The sequence below is a fragment of the Natronobacillus azotifigens genome (genome assembly GCF_026805325.1).
Classification (GTDB): domain Bacteria; phylum Bacillota; class Bacilli; order Bacillales; family Amphibacillaceae; genus Natronobacillus; species Natronobacillus azotifigens.
On sequence record NZ_JAPRAT010000006.1, the window covers coordinates 1 to 15,704 of the forward strand.

General features: G+C 37.5%; 17 protein-coding genes and 1 riboswitch. Of the genes, 16 read left to right on the forward strand and 1 reads right to left on the reverse strand.

Annotated features, from left to right (window positions below):
- The first annotated feature begins 46 nt into the window (after nucleotides 1-46).
- A complete protein-coding gene (locus OWO01_RS04350) occupies nucleotides 47-370 on the forward strand; it encodes a MerR family transcriptional regulator (protein ID WP_268779207.1) in 324 nt (107 codons plus the stop codon).
- Between the two features lie 1,034 nt (nucleotides 371-1,404).
- Nucleotides 1,405-2,040: a response regulator transcription factor gene (locus tag OWO01_RS04355; protein ID WP_268779208.1), complete on the forward strand. Its 636-nt coding sequence runs from the start codon at nucleotides 1,405-1,407 to the stop codon at nucleotides 2,038-2,040.
- Between the two features lie 125 nt (nucleotides 2,041-2,165).
- Here OWO01_RS04355 and OWO01_RS04360 read toward each other — a convergent pair whose 3' ends face one another.
- Nucleotides 2,166-2,759, reverse strand: coding sequence for a hypothetical protein (locus tag OWO01_RS04360; RefSeq protein WP_268779209.1), 594 nt, complete (start codon nucleotides 2,757-2,759; stop codon nucleotides 2,166-2,168).
- Nucleotides 2,760-2,923: 164 nt separating this feature from the next.
- On the opposite strand from OWO01_RS04360, the gene OWO01_RS04365 reads away from it, so the two are divergent.
- The 14 genes from OWO01_RS04365 (at nucleotide 2,924) to OWO01_RS04430 (ending at nucleotide 15,326) form a co-directional block, all read left to right on the forward strand.
- Nucleotides 2,924-3,673, forward strand: coding sequence for a ZIP family metal transporter (locus tag OWO01_RS04365; RefSeq protein WP_268779210.1), 750 nt, complete (start codon nucleotides 2,924-2,926; stop codon nucleotides 3,671-3,673).
- A 26-nt stretch (nucleotides 3,674-3,699) separates the two neighbouring features.
- Complete coding sequence (locus OWO01_RS04370; protein WP_268779211.1) at nucleotides 3,700-3,906, forward strand: hypothetical protein; 207 nt, start codon at nucleotides 3,700-3,702, stop codon at nucleotides 3,904-3,906.
- A gap of 522 nt (nucleotides 3,907-4,428) precedes the next feature.
- Nucleotides 4,429-5,580, forward strand: a complete 1,152-nt coding sequence (locus tag OWO01_RS04375) for an MFS transporter (protein WP_268779212.1) — start codon at nucleotides 4,429-4,431, stop codon at nucleotides 5,578-5,580.
- 13 nt (nucleotides 5,581-5,593) lie between these two features.
- On the forward strand, nucleotides 5,594-6,334 hold the full coding sequence (locus OWO01_RS04380; RefSeq protein ID WP_268779213.1) for a threonine/serine exporter family protein: 741 nt from the start codon (nucleotides 5,594-5,596) through the stop codon (nucleotides 6,332-6,334).
- Between the two features lie 33 nt (nucleotides 6,335-6,367).
- Entirely contained in the window at nucleotides 6,368-6,841 is a 474-nt protein-coding gene (locus OWO01_RS04385) for a threonine/serine exporter family protein (protein ID WP_268779214.1), read from the forward strand.
- 45 nt (nucleotides 6,842-6,886) lie between these two features.
- A complete protein-coding gene (locus OWO01_RS04390) occupies nucleotides 6,887-7,273 on the forward strand; it encodes an OsmC family protein (RefSeq protein WP_268779215.1) in 387 nt (128 codons plus the stop codon).
- 356 nt (nucleotides 7,274-7,629) lie between these two features.
- Nucleotides 7,630-8,559: a fumarylacetoacetate hydrolase family protein gene (locus OWO01_RS04395; protein WP_268779216.1), complete on the forward strand. Its 930-nt coding sequence runs from the start codon at nucleotides 7,630-7,632 to the stop codon at nucleotides 8,557-8,559.
- Nucleotides 8,560-8,640: 81 nt separating this feature from the next.
- Complete coding sequence (locus OWO01_RS04400; protein WP_268779217.1) at nucleotides 8,641-9,195, forward strand: GNAT family N-acetyltransferase; 555 nt, start codon at nucleotides 8,641-8,643, stop codon at nucleotides 9,193-9,195.
- Between the two features lie 470 nt (nucleotides 9,196-9,665).
- Nucleotides 9,666-10,703, forward strand: coding sequence for an N-acetyl-gamma-glutamyl-phosphate reductase (argC, locus tag OWO01_RS04405; protein WP_268779218.1), 1,038 nt, complete (start codon nucleotides 9,666-9,668; stop codon nucleotides 10,701-10,703).
- Between the two features lie 13 nt (nucleotides 10,704-10,716).
- Nucleotides 10,717-11,943 (forward strand): bifunctional ornithine acetyltransferase/N-acetylglutamate synthase, encoded by a 1,227-nt coding sequence (gene argJ / locus OWO01_RS04410; RefSeq protein WP_268779219.1) that lies wholly within the window; start codon nucleotides 10,717-10,719, stop codon nucleotides 11,941-11,943.
- 12 nt (nucleotides 11,944-11,955) lie between these two features.
- A complete protein-coding gene (gene argB / locus OWO01_RS04415; protein WP_268779220.1) occupies nucleotides 11,956-12,756 on the forward strand; it encodes an acetylglutamate kinase in 801 nt (266 codons plus the stop codon).
- Nucleotides 12,749-13,930 (forward strand): acetylornithine transaminase, encoded by a 1,182-nt coding sequence (locus tag OWO01_RS04420; protein WP_268779221.1) that lies wholly within the window; start codon nucleotides 12,749-12,751, stop codon nucleotides 13,928-13,930. Before argB ends, OWO01_RS04420 begins: the two co-directional genes overlap by 8 nt.
- A gap of 81 nt (nucleotides 13,931-14,011) precedes the next feature.
- Nucleotides 14,012-14,058: riboswitch (PreQ1 riboswitch) on the forward strand.
- 73 nt (nucleotides 14,059-14,131) lie between these two features.
- Entirely contained in the window at nucleotides 14,132-14,629 is a 498-nt protein-coding gene (gene queF, locus OWO01_RS04425; RefSeq protein ID WP_268779222.1) for a preQ(1) synthase, read from the forward strand.
- A gap of 58 nt (nucleotides 14,630-14,687) precedes the next feature.
- A complete protein-coding gene (locus OWO01_RS04430; RefSeq protein ID WP_268779223.1) occupies nucleotides 14,688-15,326 on the forward strand; it encodes a queuosine precursor transporter in 639 nt (212 codons plus the stop codon).
- The last annotated feature ends 378 nt before the right edge of the window (nucleotides 15,327-15,704 follow it).

Below are 15,704 nucleotides of genomic sequence, written 5' to 3' on the forward strand. Positions count from 1 at the left end.
GGAAGAAATAGTATCCTGACTAAATAAATTTCTGGTGGTGAATCAATTGGCAGGAAGTCCATCGTATAAAGAGCGCAAAGTAATTACTATTGGTGTAGTTAGTGAATTAACAGGTTTATCTGAGAGGCAAATTCGCTATTATGAAGAAAGAAAGTTAATTTTTCCGGAGCGTTCTCCTAAAGGGAATCGTAAATACTCTTTCTTAGATGTCGAACAATTAATGGATATCGCAAATAAAAGAGAAGAAGGTGTGCAGACATACGAGATTAGACAAGAAATGCTTCGGAAAGAAAGAAAAGAAGCAAAGCTAAATCGAAAAGAATTATTACGAGGTGAAATCAATGCTCGTTTTGGAATTCAAAGAGAATAGTAAGCTTAAGTATGAAAAATACAGAAAATAGACTAACACAATATAATGGATCAATAAAGTGAAACTTCAATCATTAGGTATTCCCCCGCTGATTGTTAGCCCTAAAGGATGACCTGAAAGGCCTTTGAACCATTCGGGTTGCTAGCGTCCGTTACTCCCACTTAAACAACTTGATATTCTCGTTGTTTTGAAGTGGGAGTCTTACGGACGTTTGCTCCGGGATAAATAGCACCATAGAATTAGTATAATCAAATTTATACTATCTATGGTGTTTTTGTATGGGGAAATACGCTTATATAGAGAAGTTAAATGGACAATGGTAAAAAATAAAAAGAGCAACGAACTAACGAAAAAGAGATGATGGAAAAGTTGTGTTAAAATGTATCGCCAATAAATAGGAGGGTGAAGTAGTATGGAGAGAAACAGAACTCCACTAGGGAAACAATATTCCGCTAGTCATATTTGTAAATGCCAAAGTGAATAAAAAAAGTGCACAAATAGAATATTGACAGATGGACCAAGAGAATTAAAATAGTATTTAGTGCAAATGGAGTTGATAAAGAAGTTGTGATACGATTGGTGGATATGTTTACAGAAGAGAAGTGAGCCACGTCCGTTTAGTTTCTTTTATTTTGTTGTATATTGTCGTATTTAGTCGATTGTACCTAATTTGTCGAAAAAAGAGTATATAGTACTGGTATTTTGGATCAAAATGTATTTCCAAAAAAAGTTATTTACCAAGCCTTATAAAATCAGCAAATGAAAGCGCTGTCTTTTTTTGAAAAATCTTACTTGATTAGAAATAGTTAATTTTACCCTATTCAAAGTACATGGGTAGTGTGAGTAATTAGATCCAATACATAAGTAATGTTTAAAGGAACGAGTAAATAATGCTTCATTATATTGACGAGAAACGTAAAAATAAGTAACATATAATTATTAATAACGGCGCTTGTTATTGTTTAGATAAATGGTTTCAAACAGTTTGTTCATTAAAACAGATTAAACAACTCATAGAAGTGGCTGGTGATCAAATGAAATTATTGTTTGTAAAAAAACCGTCTTTATTACGTGATTGGATAGTCCAATTGTTAAAACGTAAATTTCCAAATGATGAAGTGTTCACTTGTGATCATAACAATTGTTATGAATATCTTGATGGTTGTCGAACATTTGATTTGGTTATTTTGGACGTACATAAGGATATCCCGGTTGATACAATTATTCAATATTACCAAACTTCAACCGAGAGTAAAATTATTGCCTGGGTAGAGGATAAAGAATCTCCGATACTTAGTCGTTTGTTTGGTTTTGGTTTAGGTGGATATTTATATTATGAAATGGAAGAAAAAGAGATGATCGAAGCAATTACAAAGGTTTTAGCTGGCGAAAAATTTATTCATCCACTGTTAGTGACAAACTTATTGGAAGAATATGTACAAACCCAATGGAAAAAACCTTCTCCTCCACTACATATCTTATCGAATCGAGAGTGGGAAGTGCTACAGTTATTATCGAAAGGTTATAATAATGTAGACATCGCAACAGAATTATTTTTGTCAGATAAGACAGTAAAAAATTATGTAAGTTCTATATTGCGGAAATTAAATGTGCCTGATCGCACAAATGCGGTGTTAAAAGCATTAGAAAACAAATGGATATGTGTATAAAAAAAGAAGGGAGAATAGACACCCTTCTTTTTTTATTACGCTGACAGTATTGGAATGACAAGTATTTTTTTGTCATCATCTTATACCCGTCCTATAACGTCGTTTCATTTTAAGCGTACCTGTACTTAACGATGACTGTTTAAAAGTTCAATTGCTTCATCGGCCCCAATCGTATAATTTGCTACGGTTTCGTTTTTAATATGAATCATGGTAGGAGTGCCGGTTATTTCAATTTGATCTGCAGATGTTATATCAATGTTTGGGAAAGGTGTTCGGTGCTTTGCGATAATTTCATTGTTATCATTTTGAACAATATCCCAACGAATCTCTGTATCTTCCGTATAATCTTCTACGTTAATTTCTGAGAAAAACTCCTCTTCACCGTTAACAACTTCACCTATTATTTCATCGTAAGTATCATGGTGGAGCTGCCAATCATACCAAGCGTTCTGGTTAATGTTTTCCTGCATGTCCACTACATAGATAGGGATGCCTCCGTTGTTAGCGAAATCAGTGACGTCATCATCGATTAATTCACAGAAGTAACAACCTTCTTGCCAGTAATAAACAATGTATTCTTCCTCGTTTTGTGTAAATGTATCTTGATAGGAAATTTGGTCAATATCTTCAACTGTTTGAACTTCTCTATTACTAAGAAGTGATATCCCAAGTATTGCAAGGATAAATAGAGATATAATAACTATTACAATTTTTTTCATCAAATCATTTCCTTTCTATGTAAGTTCTTCAATTAATTATAAAGGAAAAAAGCAGGAAGGAAAACAATAAAGTTTATTGGAGAGCTTCTGCATACTTTGCAAGAACTCGTGTACATTAAAAAAGTGTGAAAATGTTTGGAGGAAATAGATCTGGAGGGGGATAAATGTTTCAAGGAATTCTTTGGGGAACGATTGCCGCTTCAGCAACATTACTTGGCGCTCTAGTTGCATTATTTATTAAAATGCCGAAGCGAGTGATGGGGATGATTATGGCTTTGGGTGCAGGCGCGCTAATTGGGGCGACAAGTTATGAGTTGTTAGAAGAAGCTTTGGAGATAAGTGGATTTATTGAAATAGCCATTGGTTTTTTTGGTGGCGCTATTTTGTTTACTTTACTCGATCGTTTTTTGTCTAAACAAGGTGGTCAGCGGAAAAAACGAATATCTTACAGTGATGACAAAAAAACAAACCGAAAGAGCGGTGAAAAAGGAACTGGATTACGCATGTTCATTGGAACGGTTATGGACACTTTGCCAGAGTCAGCAATGATAGGGATGAGCATAGGGCGTGGTAATGTTGTCAGTCTGGCGTTAGTTGTTTCGATTTTTATTAGCAATTTTCCGGAAGGGTTTTCGAGTACGGATAGTCTAAAAAAATACGGATATCGCACCCGCTTAATTATTTTCTTATGGTTAGCAGTTGTCCTTTTCTCCGCACTTAGCGCTGCTGGAGGAGTGTTGCTAACAACAGCCCCAAATAGCATAAAAGCAATATTGAGTGCTTTTGCAGGTGGAGCAATCATCGCTATGATTTCCACAGCGATGATGCCAGAAGCATACAAGCAGGGGGGGGCTGTTGTTGGGATTGTGACAACTTTTGGTTTGTTTTTAGCTCTCTTTTTACATTGGATATAGCAAAAAAAAGACTAGGGGGATAATTGATGAGACATATATTTTTACTAACAATAACAGTATTAGGAATCTTATTGTTTTCTGGATGGAATAAAAATGTAGTGTTCGAAAATAGTCATGACGAACGTACAATTGGTGTGTTCTCAGCAGAAAAAAGTATAAATTCTTTTGATCTTGATGAAGAAGAAGGTGAAAAAAAACCGGTTCGACCTGGTCGGGAACAAAATGTATTTTAAAGGATAGTATGAAAAAGCATCTCATTGGATGCTTTTTTTGACTTATAAGAAAATATAAAATTTGTGTTGGTGTATCAGAATTTAGGGTTTTTTAAATGAAAAACACCGAAAAAAGAATCAAAAAAGAAAAAGAACTTTAATTTGATATTCTCTAAAGAGTCTGCCGGCTTCTTCCGTTCGTAAAAAATATTCTCTTCTTGATATTGTTCTGAAAAGAATAGGAGAAAACGGAAGTGAAAGACGGCGACTTCAAGGGAAGAAAAGAGACCGTCTGTAACTGGAGTTTCCACACATCCACTGTGTAGAAGGTTTTGAAGGTACGGGTGGTTTTTCACGATTTGTCTTAGTGCTTGAAGCGCGTTAAAGTGAAGTTTCACTTTATCTCCATTGATTTCCTCTAGTAGTTGGATTTTAAGACGATTCTTTACGCTCTTATTCGTGTAGTCCGACTTTCTTTTCCTACTTAAAATCCGTATAATAGTTCAATGTACATAATAGTTACTTACATAAGGGGAGAGTACATTGACAAAAAAAGGTTCGCTTGTTCCATTAAAAATGTTATTGTTCAGTTTTCACGGCGCTAATACAATGGTAGTAAGTTTTTTGCCTTTATTATTAACATATCGAGGTTTAAGTGGTCGAGAAATTGGTTGGGTGCTCGCGATAGGGCCTGCAGTCTCGATTTTCGCAAAGCCGTTTTGGGGTTATATGAGTGATAAATTCCAAACGGTTCGCCGAATAATTATCCTCTGTACCATTGGCTTGATGATAAGTAGTGCTATCTTCTTTCAGTTGACAACAATAAGTCTCATTTTAGGTTTTGCATTTATCTTTTATTTCTTTGCTACTCCAATTGGATCTTTAGCAGACAGCTTATCACACCGACGTGCAGAGGCAATTGGTGTATCATTTGGTTCGATTCGAACTTGGGGTTCACTCGGTTTTGCGATCAATTCGCTCTTAGTAGGGACATTGATGGATCTCATTGGAATTCAACATTTGGTTATTCCGTACTTGTTTATGGTTGGAATGTTATTGATAATTAGTTTTCGACTGGTTGATGTACAAGTAGATGTTCCACCAATCCAATTTGGTGATTTGAAAAAATTAATTAAAAATCGACCATTGATTATCTTTTTGTTATTGTTGCTGCTTGTTACGATCACGCACCGAATGAATGATAGCTTTGTCAGTTTGTTTATTGGTCAATTAGGTGGTCACGATACCTTGGTTGGTTGGGCTTGGTTTATGGGGGTTGCGAGTGAAGCAGCTGTATTTGCAACAGGTGGTTACTGGTTTCGTAAGTATCATCCATTAGTGTTTATGATTTCAGCAGGGCTGTTATATTCCATTCGTTGGTTCTTATATGCGTGGATAGATGCACCGTTATTAATTGTGATTTTCCAAGTCATGCATGGGTTATCTTTTGGTGTATTTTACTCAGCAGCGTTTGAGTATGTCGCACGTCTCATACCGAGAGAACTGCAATCAACAGGACACCTTGTATTTATGACTGTATTTTTTGGTATATCAGGAATTATCGGCTCTTTGAGTGGTGGTATGTTGATGGAGAATTTCGGTGGAAATACAATGTATTTTATTATGGGATGCATGACAATCGCTGGGTCTATTCTTATCGCATTTTATCATACAGTTACCATGAAAAAGTTATAGGTGGTGCAGTAGCTTGGATAAACAGTTAATTACAAAAGTCTGTTTGTTAGCGGGGAAAGTTATGTTGCAAAGTGGAGCAGAGACGTATCGGATTGAAGATACGATGTGGCGAATTGCGCATGCGTTTGGTGCGGAAAATGCCCAAGTTCATGCGACGCCAACTGGTCTTATGTTTGCTATCAATGAAACGGAACCGACAAATTTTGTTCGTATTTTAGAACGTTCCACAGATCTACACAAGGTTACCGAAGTGAATAGTATTTCACGTAGTATCTCCAATGGCAACTTGACGTTAGAGGAAGCGAGAGAGAGTTTGAAAGAGATTGATCAAGAAAAATTAGCGTATCCCAGGTATGTTCAGATTATCGCTGCCGCACTAGCTAGTGGATGCTTTGCCATTATGTTTCAAGGGCAATGGACAGATTTTCTTCCAGCAGTAATAGCAGGAGGAATTGGTTTTTCTGCCATGATTTATTTTCATTATATTGTAAAAATCCGCTTTTTTGCCGAGTTTTTGGCATCGCTGATCATAGGTTTGGTTGCCTTTTTCTTTGTTCGGATTGAAGTTGGTTTGGAAATGGATCGGATTATTATTGGTGCAGTAATGCCATTAGTACCTGGTTTATTAATAACTAACGCAGTTCGCGATCTCATGGCAGGCCATCTTGTATCTGGCCTTTCTAAGGGTGCGGAGTCTTTTTTGACGGCTTTTGCAATTGGTGCTGGTATTGCGGTGGTCTTTTTTATTGTCTAAATGATTCGATGATTTTTGAATGGGGGCGCACACATGATTTTTGAACAATTAGTTACTAGTTTTGTTGCAGCAGCCGGATTTGCCATCATTTTTAATGCGCCAAAAAATGTTCTTATTCAATGTGGTAGTGTAGGGATGATCGGATGGTTCGTTTACACGGTCTTAACCATCAATCGAGTAGATGCCGTTGTTGCAACGATCGCAGCAGCAGTAGTTGTCGCGGTTACTAGTCAGGTGTTTGCGAAATGGTTTCGAACACCAATCATTATTTTTAATGTTTCTGGTATTATTCCATTAGTACCCGGTGGGCTCGCTTATGATGCAATGCGGAATTTTGTTGGAAACGATTACGACATGGCGGTTCAGTTGGCTGCAAGGGCAATTCTCATTTCGGGAGCTATTGCTTTAGGTTTGGTGTTTTCTGAAATCATCAATCAGATGATTCGAAGTGCAAAGTGGAAAAGGTTGCAGAGTAAATATGATCGAAACGGTATGAATGGTTACTGATGAGGTCATGATGATAAGAGATATTTTACGTAAGGAGATGACAAAATGATTACCTTAAAAAAAGAACAAAATCTTGCTCATAAAATAACGAATGATAATGGTGTGGTTACGATTGGGACAGGGTCGAAGCGCTCAACTGAAGGATACACTCCGGTAGATTATTTAGCTAGTTCTGTTGCATTGTGTATGGGTCTAACGCTAGATGCAGTTATTGCAAGGGATCAATTGGACGTTGCAGGCTATACGATAGAAGTTAGCATGAACAAAGCAGAGGATCGACCGTCTCGATTTGAAAGTCTCGATGTTCGTCTGAAATTTGAAAGTGAACTCACAGATAAAGAAAAAAAGAAATTGATTATGCTAGCAAAACGTGGTTGTACGATTGGAAATACGATTGAGCAGAGCGCTGAAATTCATGTGGTTGCCGAATAAAAGCAGACTAATCAAAAAAGTCAACAAAAGGGAAGTAATAGAACTCTTTTGTTGGCTTTTTTCTAGCCTTTTAAAAAAACGGTAGAAACCTAAACACAAGATGGATGATTGTTGAGGTTGAACATTAATCGACAAGTAAACCTAGTTCAAAAACATCGAGAAAATCAAAGTTGTTGAAGTGTAAGTAAACACGTGATTACTCAAAGATAATCTAAAAAGATTCAAACTTTACTGGTTCCAGCATGAAGGGAATCAAATGAAGTATTGTTGCATTTTTTTCGATCTTAAATTAATGTTTAAGGTAATAGAATGAAAGAATTTTCTGAATAAGAGAGATCAAGAAAAGGAGTGGGACAATGAAGTTTATTACCTATCAAACAAAACAAACGCTCGACGGTTACCGGACAGGACTTTATTACCAAGACCGGGTATTTGATTTGCAAACGAATTATCATGCAATGCTAGTTGCCAAAGGTGAGAGTGATCTAGCATATACATCAGAAACATTATGCCCGTCAAACCCCACGATGTTTTATCAGTTGGGAAAAGTAGGTTTTGACCGTGCAAAAAAAGTATCTGCATATGTTGAGAAGACGGATAACCTCCCAAGTTACTCGGGTGATCAAGTGAAGCTTGGACCACCGGTAACAAACCCTAGTAAAATCATTTGTGTGGGGACGAATTATCGAGATCATGTAGTGGAAATGAAAAGTGAATTGCCAACACATCCGGTCTTATTTGCAAAATATGCGAATGCCTTAATTGGCCCTGAAGATAACATTGAAAAGCCGTCTGTTACAAAACAATTAGATTATGAAGTAGAATTAGCTGTTGTTATTGGAAAGAAAGCAAAGAATGTTCGAGAAGCGAACGCGCTTGACTATGTTGCTGGATACACCATAGCAAATGATATCTCCGCACGTGATTTGCAAAAAAGGACTGTTCAATGGTTACAAGGAAAAACATTAGATCGTTCTACACCAGTGGGGCCATGGTTAGTTACGACAGATGAAATAGCAGATCCTGGTAAACTAGGAATCTCTTCAAAAGTAAATGGAGAGCAAAGACAGTCATCAAATACAGATCAACTTATTTTTTCTGTGCCGAATTTAATTGCGTTTATTTCTGAACTGATGACACTTGAACCAGGTGATATAATTTTAACCGGAACGCCAGATGGTGTTGGTTTTGCTCAAGAACCACCAAAATTTCTTCGCTCTGGTGATGAAGTAGTTCTAGAAATTGAAGGCATCGGAAGTTTAAAAAACATAGTACATGATTGCTGACGCGATCACATAGCATCGTTTAGGGAACACGAAAAAGTAACTTTAATGTAGCAATAGAAAAAATTTTAATGGGGTGGTCTTGTGATTTACAAGGAAAAGGATAAAACAATCGAAACAAACAGGTGTATTCTTCGTTTATTCACTAAAGAAGATGCACCAGAGGTAGTTAAACTTTGTAATAATTATAATCTTTATAAAACGACTTTAAATCTACCATATCCGTATTCAATAGAAGACGCTATCTCGTGGATGGAACATCACCTTGATCATTTTGACAACAATAAGTCTTTCGAATTCGCTATTACAGATAAAACTACGGGCAAATTATATGGAGCAATAGCATTGTCTAACCATCAAACATTCAATAATGGAGAAATTGCTTATTGGATTGGAGAAGAATTTTGGGGGAACGGCTATGCTACGGAGGCTGCCAAAGCTATACTGGAATTTGCTTTCATTGAAAAAGATTACAATAAAGTGTTTGCTCGCTGTTTCCATTCAAACCCGGCATCAAGCAGAGTTATCGAGAAATTAGGGATGAAGAAAGAAGGTATCCTAAGAGAACAAGTGAAAAAGTGTGAAGAATATCTTGATCTTGTTTATTATGGAATACTCAAAACCGAAGTAATTTCTTAAATGATTAATAAAGTTTAGAATAGTAAACCGATGAAAAGCGCTTGGAATAACTCCAAGTGCTTTTCTGTGTTCTTTTTTATCCTGGAGGAATCGTCCGTAAGACTCCCACTAACAACGAGAATACCAAGGTGTTTAAATGGAGAAATGGACCCTAGCACTCCGAATGGTTCAAGGGTCTTTGGGGCATCCTTTAGAGCTAATAATCAGTGGGGAATACCTAAAAACTCCTACTGATTGAAGCTTCACTTTATCCGTTGAAGTAGTCAAAGTACTTCATCAACCGGCTAAGTAAAACTATTTTAATTGTAAAATGTAAAGAATGGATTCGCTCTAAATATACAGATAACACGTATATTTATTCATTTTTTGTAAAGGAAACAAAAATATATAAATTAACTGTTGTATAAACATACATTTTAAAGTATAATAATTAACCACAAACATGTACGGAGTAAAGGTGGTTTTTACAGATGAAAGTAGCAATTATTGGAGGAACTGGATATGGGGCGGTGGAACTCGCGCGCTTCTTGCAAGGTCATCCTTATGCAGAGTTAACAACAATTATTTCTCACTCTCAAGATGGCGTATCTTTTTCCGAGGTATATCCACATATGGCAGAGATTATTGATCAATCCATGGAATCATTAGATGTGGAAGCGTTAAGTAAGAAGGTAAACCTCGTGTTTTTTGCAACACCATCTAATGTGAGCAAAGATATTGCACCAGCTTTAGTTGAACAAGGGGTAACTTGTATTGATCTTTCTGGAGACTTTCGATTAGATTCACCATTACTATATCAAACGTGGTACGGTGCTCCGGCTGCTGAACAAGATTATTTGGATCAAGCGGTATATGGTTTGAGTGAAATTTATCGTCAAGAAATTAAAGAAGCCAAATTAATTGCTAATCCTGGTTGTTATCCAACAGCAACATTATTGGGATTAATTCCTGCGATCCAGGAAAAGTTTATCACGCACCAATCGATTATTGTAGATGGGAAAACAGGTGTTTCAGGTGCCGGTCGTGGCCTTTCTTTACCGGTTCATTTTTCAGAAATGAATGATAATACAAAAGCCTATAAGCTAGGTGTTCATAAACACATTCCAGAAATGGAACGGTTTTTAACAAAAGAAGCAAAAGACTCTGTGCAAGTAAACTTCACTCCACATATTGTACCGATGACGCGGGGAATTATGACCACGATTTATGCGGATCTTCAAGAAGAAATCACGCAATCCGAGATCGAAGCGTTTTATCAAGCATTCTATCAAAACGCTCCATTTGTTCGAATAAGGAAATCAGGTAGTATTCCATCAACAAAAGAAGTCTATGGAAGTAACTATTGTGACATTGCCTTACATGTAGATAAAAGGACAGGGAAATTAATTATTGTTTCCGTTATTGACAACTTAGTGAAAGGTGCTGCTGGGCAAGCGATTCAGAACATGAATATTATGAATGATTGGGATGAGATGGCTGGATTGAATGTTGCACCAATTTATCCATAGGGGGGAAGCAGAAATGAATCAAACAATAACGACAGAGAAAATAAATATTATAGCAAATGGAAATATTGCAGCACCAAAAGGTTTTTCTGCTGGTGGTCTGCATTGTGGTGTTCGAAAAAAGAAACTTGACCTTGGGTGGATCTATTCAGAGATTCCAGCGAAAGCAGCAGGGGTTTATACAATGAATTCCTTTCAAGCAGCGCCATTGCTGGTGACAAAAGAAAGTATCGCAGAAGAGCAACTGTTACAAACGGTTGTCGTTAACTCGGGTATTGCCAATGCTTGTACTGGGTCACAAGGCTTAGCAGATGCGTATGAAATGCGAACGCTTCTTGCGGAAAAATTTAACGTAGAACCAAATTATGCTGCAGTAGCTTCCACGGGGTTAATCGGTGAGTTATTACCGATGGATAATATCCGAGCGGGTATCTCTGCCATTGATCCAGAAAAACAAAGTAGTGAACAATTTGAAACAGCGATCTTAACAACAGATACGAGAGAAAAAGGGGTTGCTGTTTCCATTGAAATTAACGGAAAAAAAGTAACGATTGGTGGGGCTGCGAAAGGGTCAGGAATGATTAACCCGAATATGGCGACTATGCTAGGGTTTATTACAACGGATGCCAATGTAGATCCTTCTGCTTTAGATCAAGCGTTAAAACAATTGACTGATCAATCCTTTAATATGATTACGGTGGATGGAGATACCAGTACGAACGATATGGTACTACTGCTAGCAAATGGATTGGCTGAAAATGAGGTGTTAAATCCGAATCATCCAGAGTGGGATGTTTTTGTGGAGGCGCTAGGATTTGTCTGCCAAACGTTGGCGAAAGAAATTGCGCGTGATGGTGAAGGCGCAACAAAGCTAATCGAAGTCCAAGTAAAAGGTGCGGACGCAAAGCAGGCGGCACAAGCAATTAGTAAAGCCATTATATCGTCAAACCTCGTCAAAACTGCCATTCATGGTGCGGATGCAAACTGGGGTAGAATTATAACGGCAATTGGATATAGTGGTGCAAAAATAAACCCTGATCATGTATCTGTTGCTTTGGGCCCAATATCCGTTGTGAAAAACGGTGTTCCGGTTGCTTTTGATGAAGAAGAAGTTAAAGCATACTTAACTAAAGATACGGTTCTAATCGATGTATCAATCGGTAATGGAATGGAAAGTGCTGTCGGTTGGGGTTGTGACTTATCTTATGAATATGTCAGAATTAATGCTTCTTATCGAACGTAAGGGGATGATCAAATGAAGTATGTAGTGATTAAATGCGGTGGTAGCATTGTAGCGGATTTACCTGATCGATTTTTTCAGAATATTGTAACGATATATAAAGAGAAAAATGTGACACCAATTATTGTTCATGGTGGCGGACCGATGATTTCTTCTCAGTTAAAACAATTAGGTGTTGTGACAACATTTGTTGATGGTTTGCGTGTCACAACGAATGAAGTATTAGATGTCGTTGAGATGGTCTTAAGTGGATCGGTAAATAAACAAATCGTTCGAAAAATGGTTCAACAAGGTGCACAAGCGATGGGGGTTAGTGGTGTTGACGGTAATCTATTGCAAGCAATCCCAGTGCAACATGCCAATAACATTGGTTATGTTGGTGAAGTAACCACTGTGAACAAAAAACTGTTAGTAAACATGATCAATGAAGGTTATATTCCTGTTGTTTCACCACTCGCGATTGGAACAGATTCACAACGGTATAACATTAATGCAGACAGTGCTGCGGCAGCTATTGCGGAGTCTTTGGAAGCTCCATTGTGTTTTATCAGTGACATACCAGGGATTTATATAGAAGAAAACGGTAAAAAAGAAACGTTGCATCATACCAATGAAGCTCAAATTGATGAATTGATCCAAACGAAAGTAATCCAAGGCGGGATGATTCCAAAAGTGAAGGCAGCTTTACAGGCATTAGCGCATCATGTACCTGAAGTCGCGATTGTAAACGGAACAGATCCAACTAGTTTACTAGATTTCATGGATGGAAAATCAGTAGGAACGCGGATTCAGTTGAAGGAGGTAAGTCATGTCTGATCAATATACGGTAGAAAAACCTGTTCCGGTGATGCCGACATATAATCGTTTTCCTGTTACCTTAACAAAAGGGTTGGGATCTTATGTGTGGGATGAGCAAGAAAAAAAATATTTGGATTTCACATCAGGAATTGCAACGTGTAATTTAGGTCACCGTCCACCCGAGGTGCAAAAAGCAATCAGTGAGCAATTAGACAAATTATGGCATTGTTCAAATTTGTATCATATCCCATCCCAAACAGCTTTGGCAGAAAAATTAGTTGCTCATAGTTGTGGTGATCAGGTGTTTTTCTGTAATAGCGGTGCGGAAGCTAATGAGGCGGCAATAAAAATAGCAAGACGTTATGCGCAAAAGGTAAAGAATAATGATAAGTTTGAAATTGTTACATTCAAACAATCTTTTCATGGGCGTACGCTAGCAACCCTATCGGCAACAGGACAGGAGAAAATTCAAGAAGGATTTAGTCCGGCCATGCCTGGTTTTCGCTATTTACCCTACAATGATCAAGCGGCTTTGGAAGATTTAATTGCTCCAGAAACTTGTGCAGTGATGCTAGAACTTGTTCAAGGGGAAGGTGGAGTTATTCCGGCAGATGATGCTTGGGTGAAAGAATTGGTTCGACAATGTCAGGAACAAGAAGTCCTCATTATAATCGATGAGATCCAGACGGGTATGGGTCGAACGGGAACGTTATTCGCTTATGAACAATATGATTTTGAACCAGATATTATTACGATTGCAAAAGGACTAGGGTCAGGATTTCCGATTGGGGCTATGATCGCAAAAGAAGATGTTGCTAAAGCGTTCGCGCCAGGAACGCATGGTAGTACTTTTGGTGGAAACCCTCTAGCAACAACTGCAGGTCTTCGTACGCTTGAACTACTAATGACACCAGATGCGTTAACCAAATGGAATGAAACGAGTGCATATCTTTGGGGCAAACTCGAAGAACTAGCAGAACGTTCAGATAAAATAAAACAGGTTAGAGGGAAAGGCTTTTTGATTGGCCTTGAAGTAGATTGTCCGGCAATTGAATTGGTGACAGAGGCTAGAGAGGAACATCAGTTACTTATCCTAGTGGCTGGACCTAATGTTGTCCGTATCTTACCTCCATTGACAACGACGAAAGAAGAAGTCGATCAGGCGTTGGCGATACTAACAAACATATTCTAGTTTTGACTAAAAATGTTCTTATTGACAGGCTATCCTTTGCTCTATATAATAGGTGAGTAATTGCATGGTTAAGCATTACAAATGAAAGAGGTTCTTAGCGTAAACCCTCTATAAAAAACTAAGGGCATATGACGTGATTACAGCCATATCCTTAGCCGGGTGTGGCTTTTTTATTGGCAAAAATAGAAGGAGGTCACCAACATGAGTGGTCGTGAAAATAAAGAATTAAAAGATCTATCGTTACTAGGTAGTCAAGAAACAGCCTATTCTTTTGATTATACACCAGAAGTATTAGAGACGTTTGATAATAAACATCCGAATCGTGATTACTTTGTAAAATTTAATTGCCCTGAATTTACTACATTGTGTCCAAAAACAAACCAGCCAGACTTTGGTACGGTATATATTAGCTATATTCCGGATCAGAAGATGGTGGAAAGTAAGTCTCTCAAGCTATATTTGTTCAGCTTTAGAAATCATGGAGACTTTCATGAAGATAGTATGAACATTATTATGAATGACTTAATTCAATTAATGGATCCACGCTATATTGAGGTTTGGGGTAAATTTACACCTAGAGGTGGGATTTCGATTGATCCCTATTGTAATTATGGAAAAACAAACACGAAATATGAACAAATGGCAGAGCACCGTATGCTCAATCACGATATGTACCCAGAAAAAGTTGATAATCGCTAATGAGGGTTAGCGTTGAAGCCTCCTTTTCTATCACAAGAATAAAGGAGTGTACAATACAATGTTTATTTATTTAAATGGTTTATTTGTCGGCTTATTAATCTTATCGAATATTATCTCGGTAAAGCTTTTTAGTATCGGTGAATTTATTTTACCTGCAGCAGCTATTGTCTATGTTTTGACATATTTGATTACCGATGTTATTGGTGAAGTGTATGGAAAAGAAGCGGCAATGAAAACAGTACGAGCAGGTTTTATTACACAGGTGATCGCCTTGTTTTTCGTGTTCGCAGCCATTCACTTGCCAGAAGCCGCAGTCTTTGGCATGCAAGCAGAATTTGAAGCGATATTAGGTGGAAGTTTCCGCGTGATGTTTGCAAGTTTGCTAGCGTATATCGTTAGTCAGCATATTGATGTTTCTGTTTTTCATCAGTTGAAAAGAAAACATGGAAACAAGAAACTATGGCTTCGTAATAACTTGTCTACAGCATCTAGTCAGTTGATTGATACGGGGATCTTTATTGTGGTTGCATTTGTTGGAACGGTACCAACAAACGTGCTGATCAGTATGGTTGTGACGCAATATGTGTTTAAATTTATCGTCGCTATTGTTGATACACCATTCACTTATCTTTTCGTTGCTATTGCGCGAAAAGAAAAAAACATACAACCTTATGCTCCAGACGTAAAAGTGGGCTGAAAGAGGCTGGGACAAAGCAAAATCCCTTTACTCAAAATATGAATAATCTTCTCGCATAAATAAGTGGAAGAGCACCGCACCTGAAATTACTCGCTTTCCGAGTGGATCTTCAGCTCGCAGGACTCCCGCATATTTCAGGTGCTTAATTACATTTCTTGGAAAAATAACCGAACCATAATTGACTAAACCTCTACTATAGTTCGGTTATTATACTGCCTTTTTTTCTTTTGTCCCTGCCTCTTTTTTTTTACAAGGTAAGAGTGATATATAAATTTAGTTTTATGATGATATTTCTGGGTATTTCCATCTTTAAATTGATCATTAAATAGATGGAATAGATTTTCTAGTATCACAGTAGGGGCTGATGGTTGCTTTCCA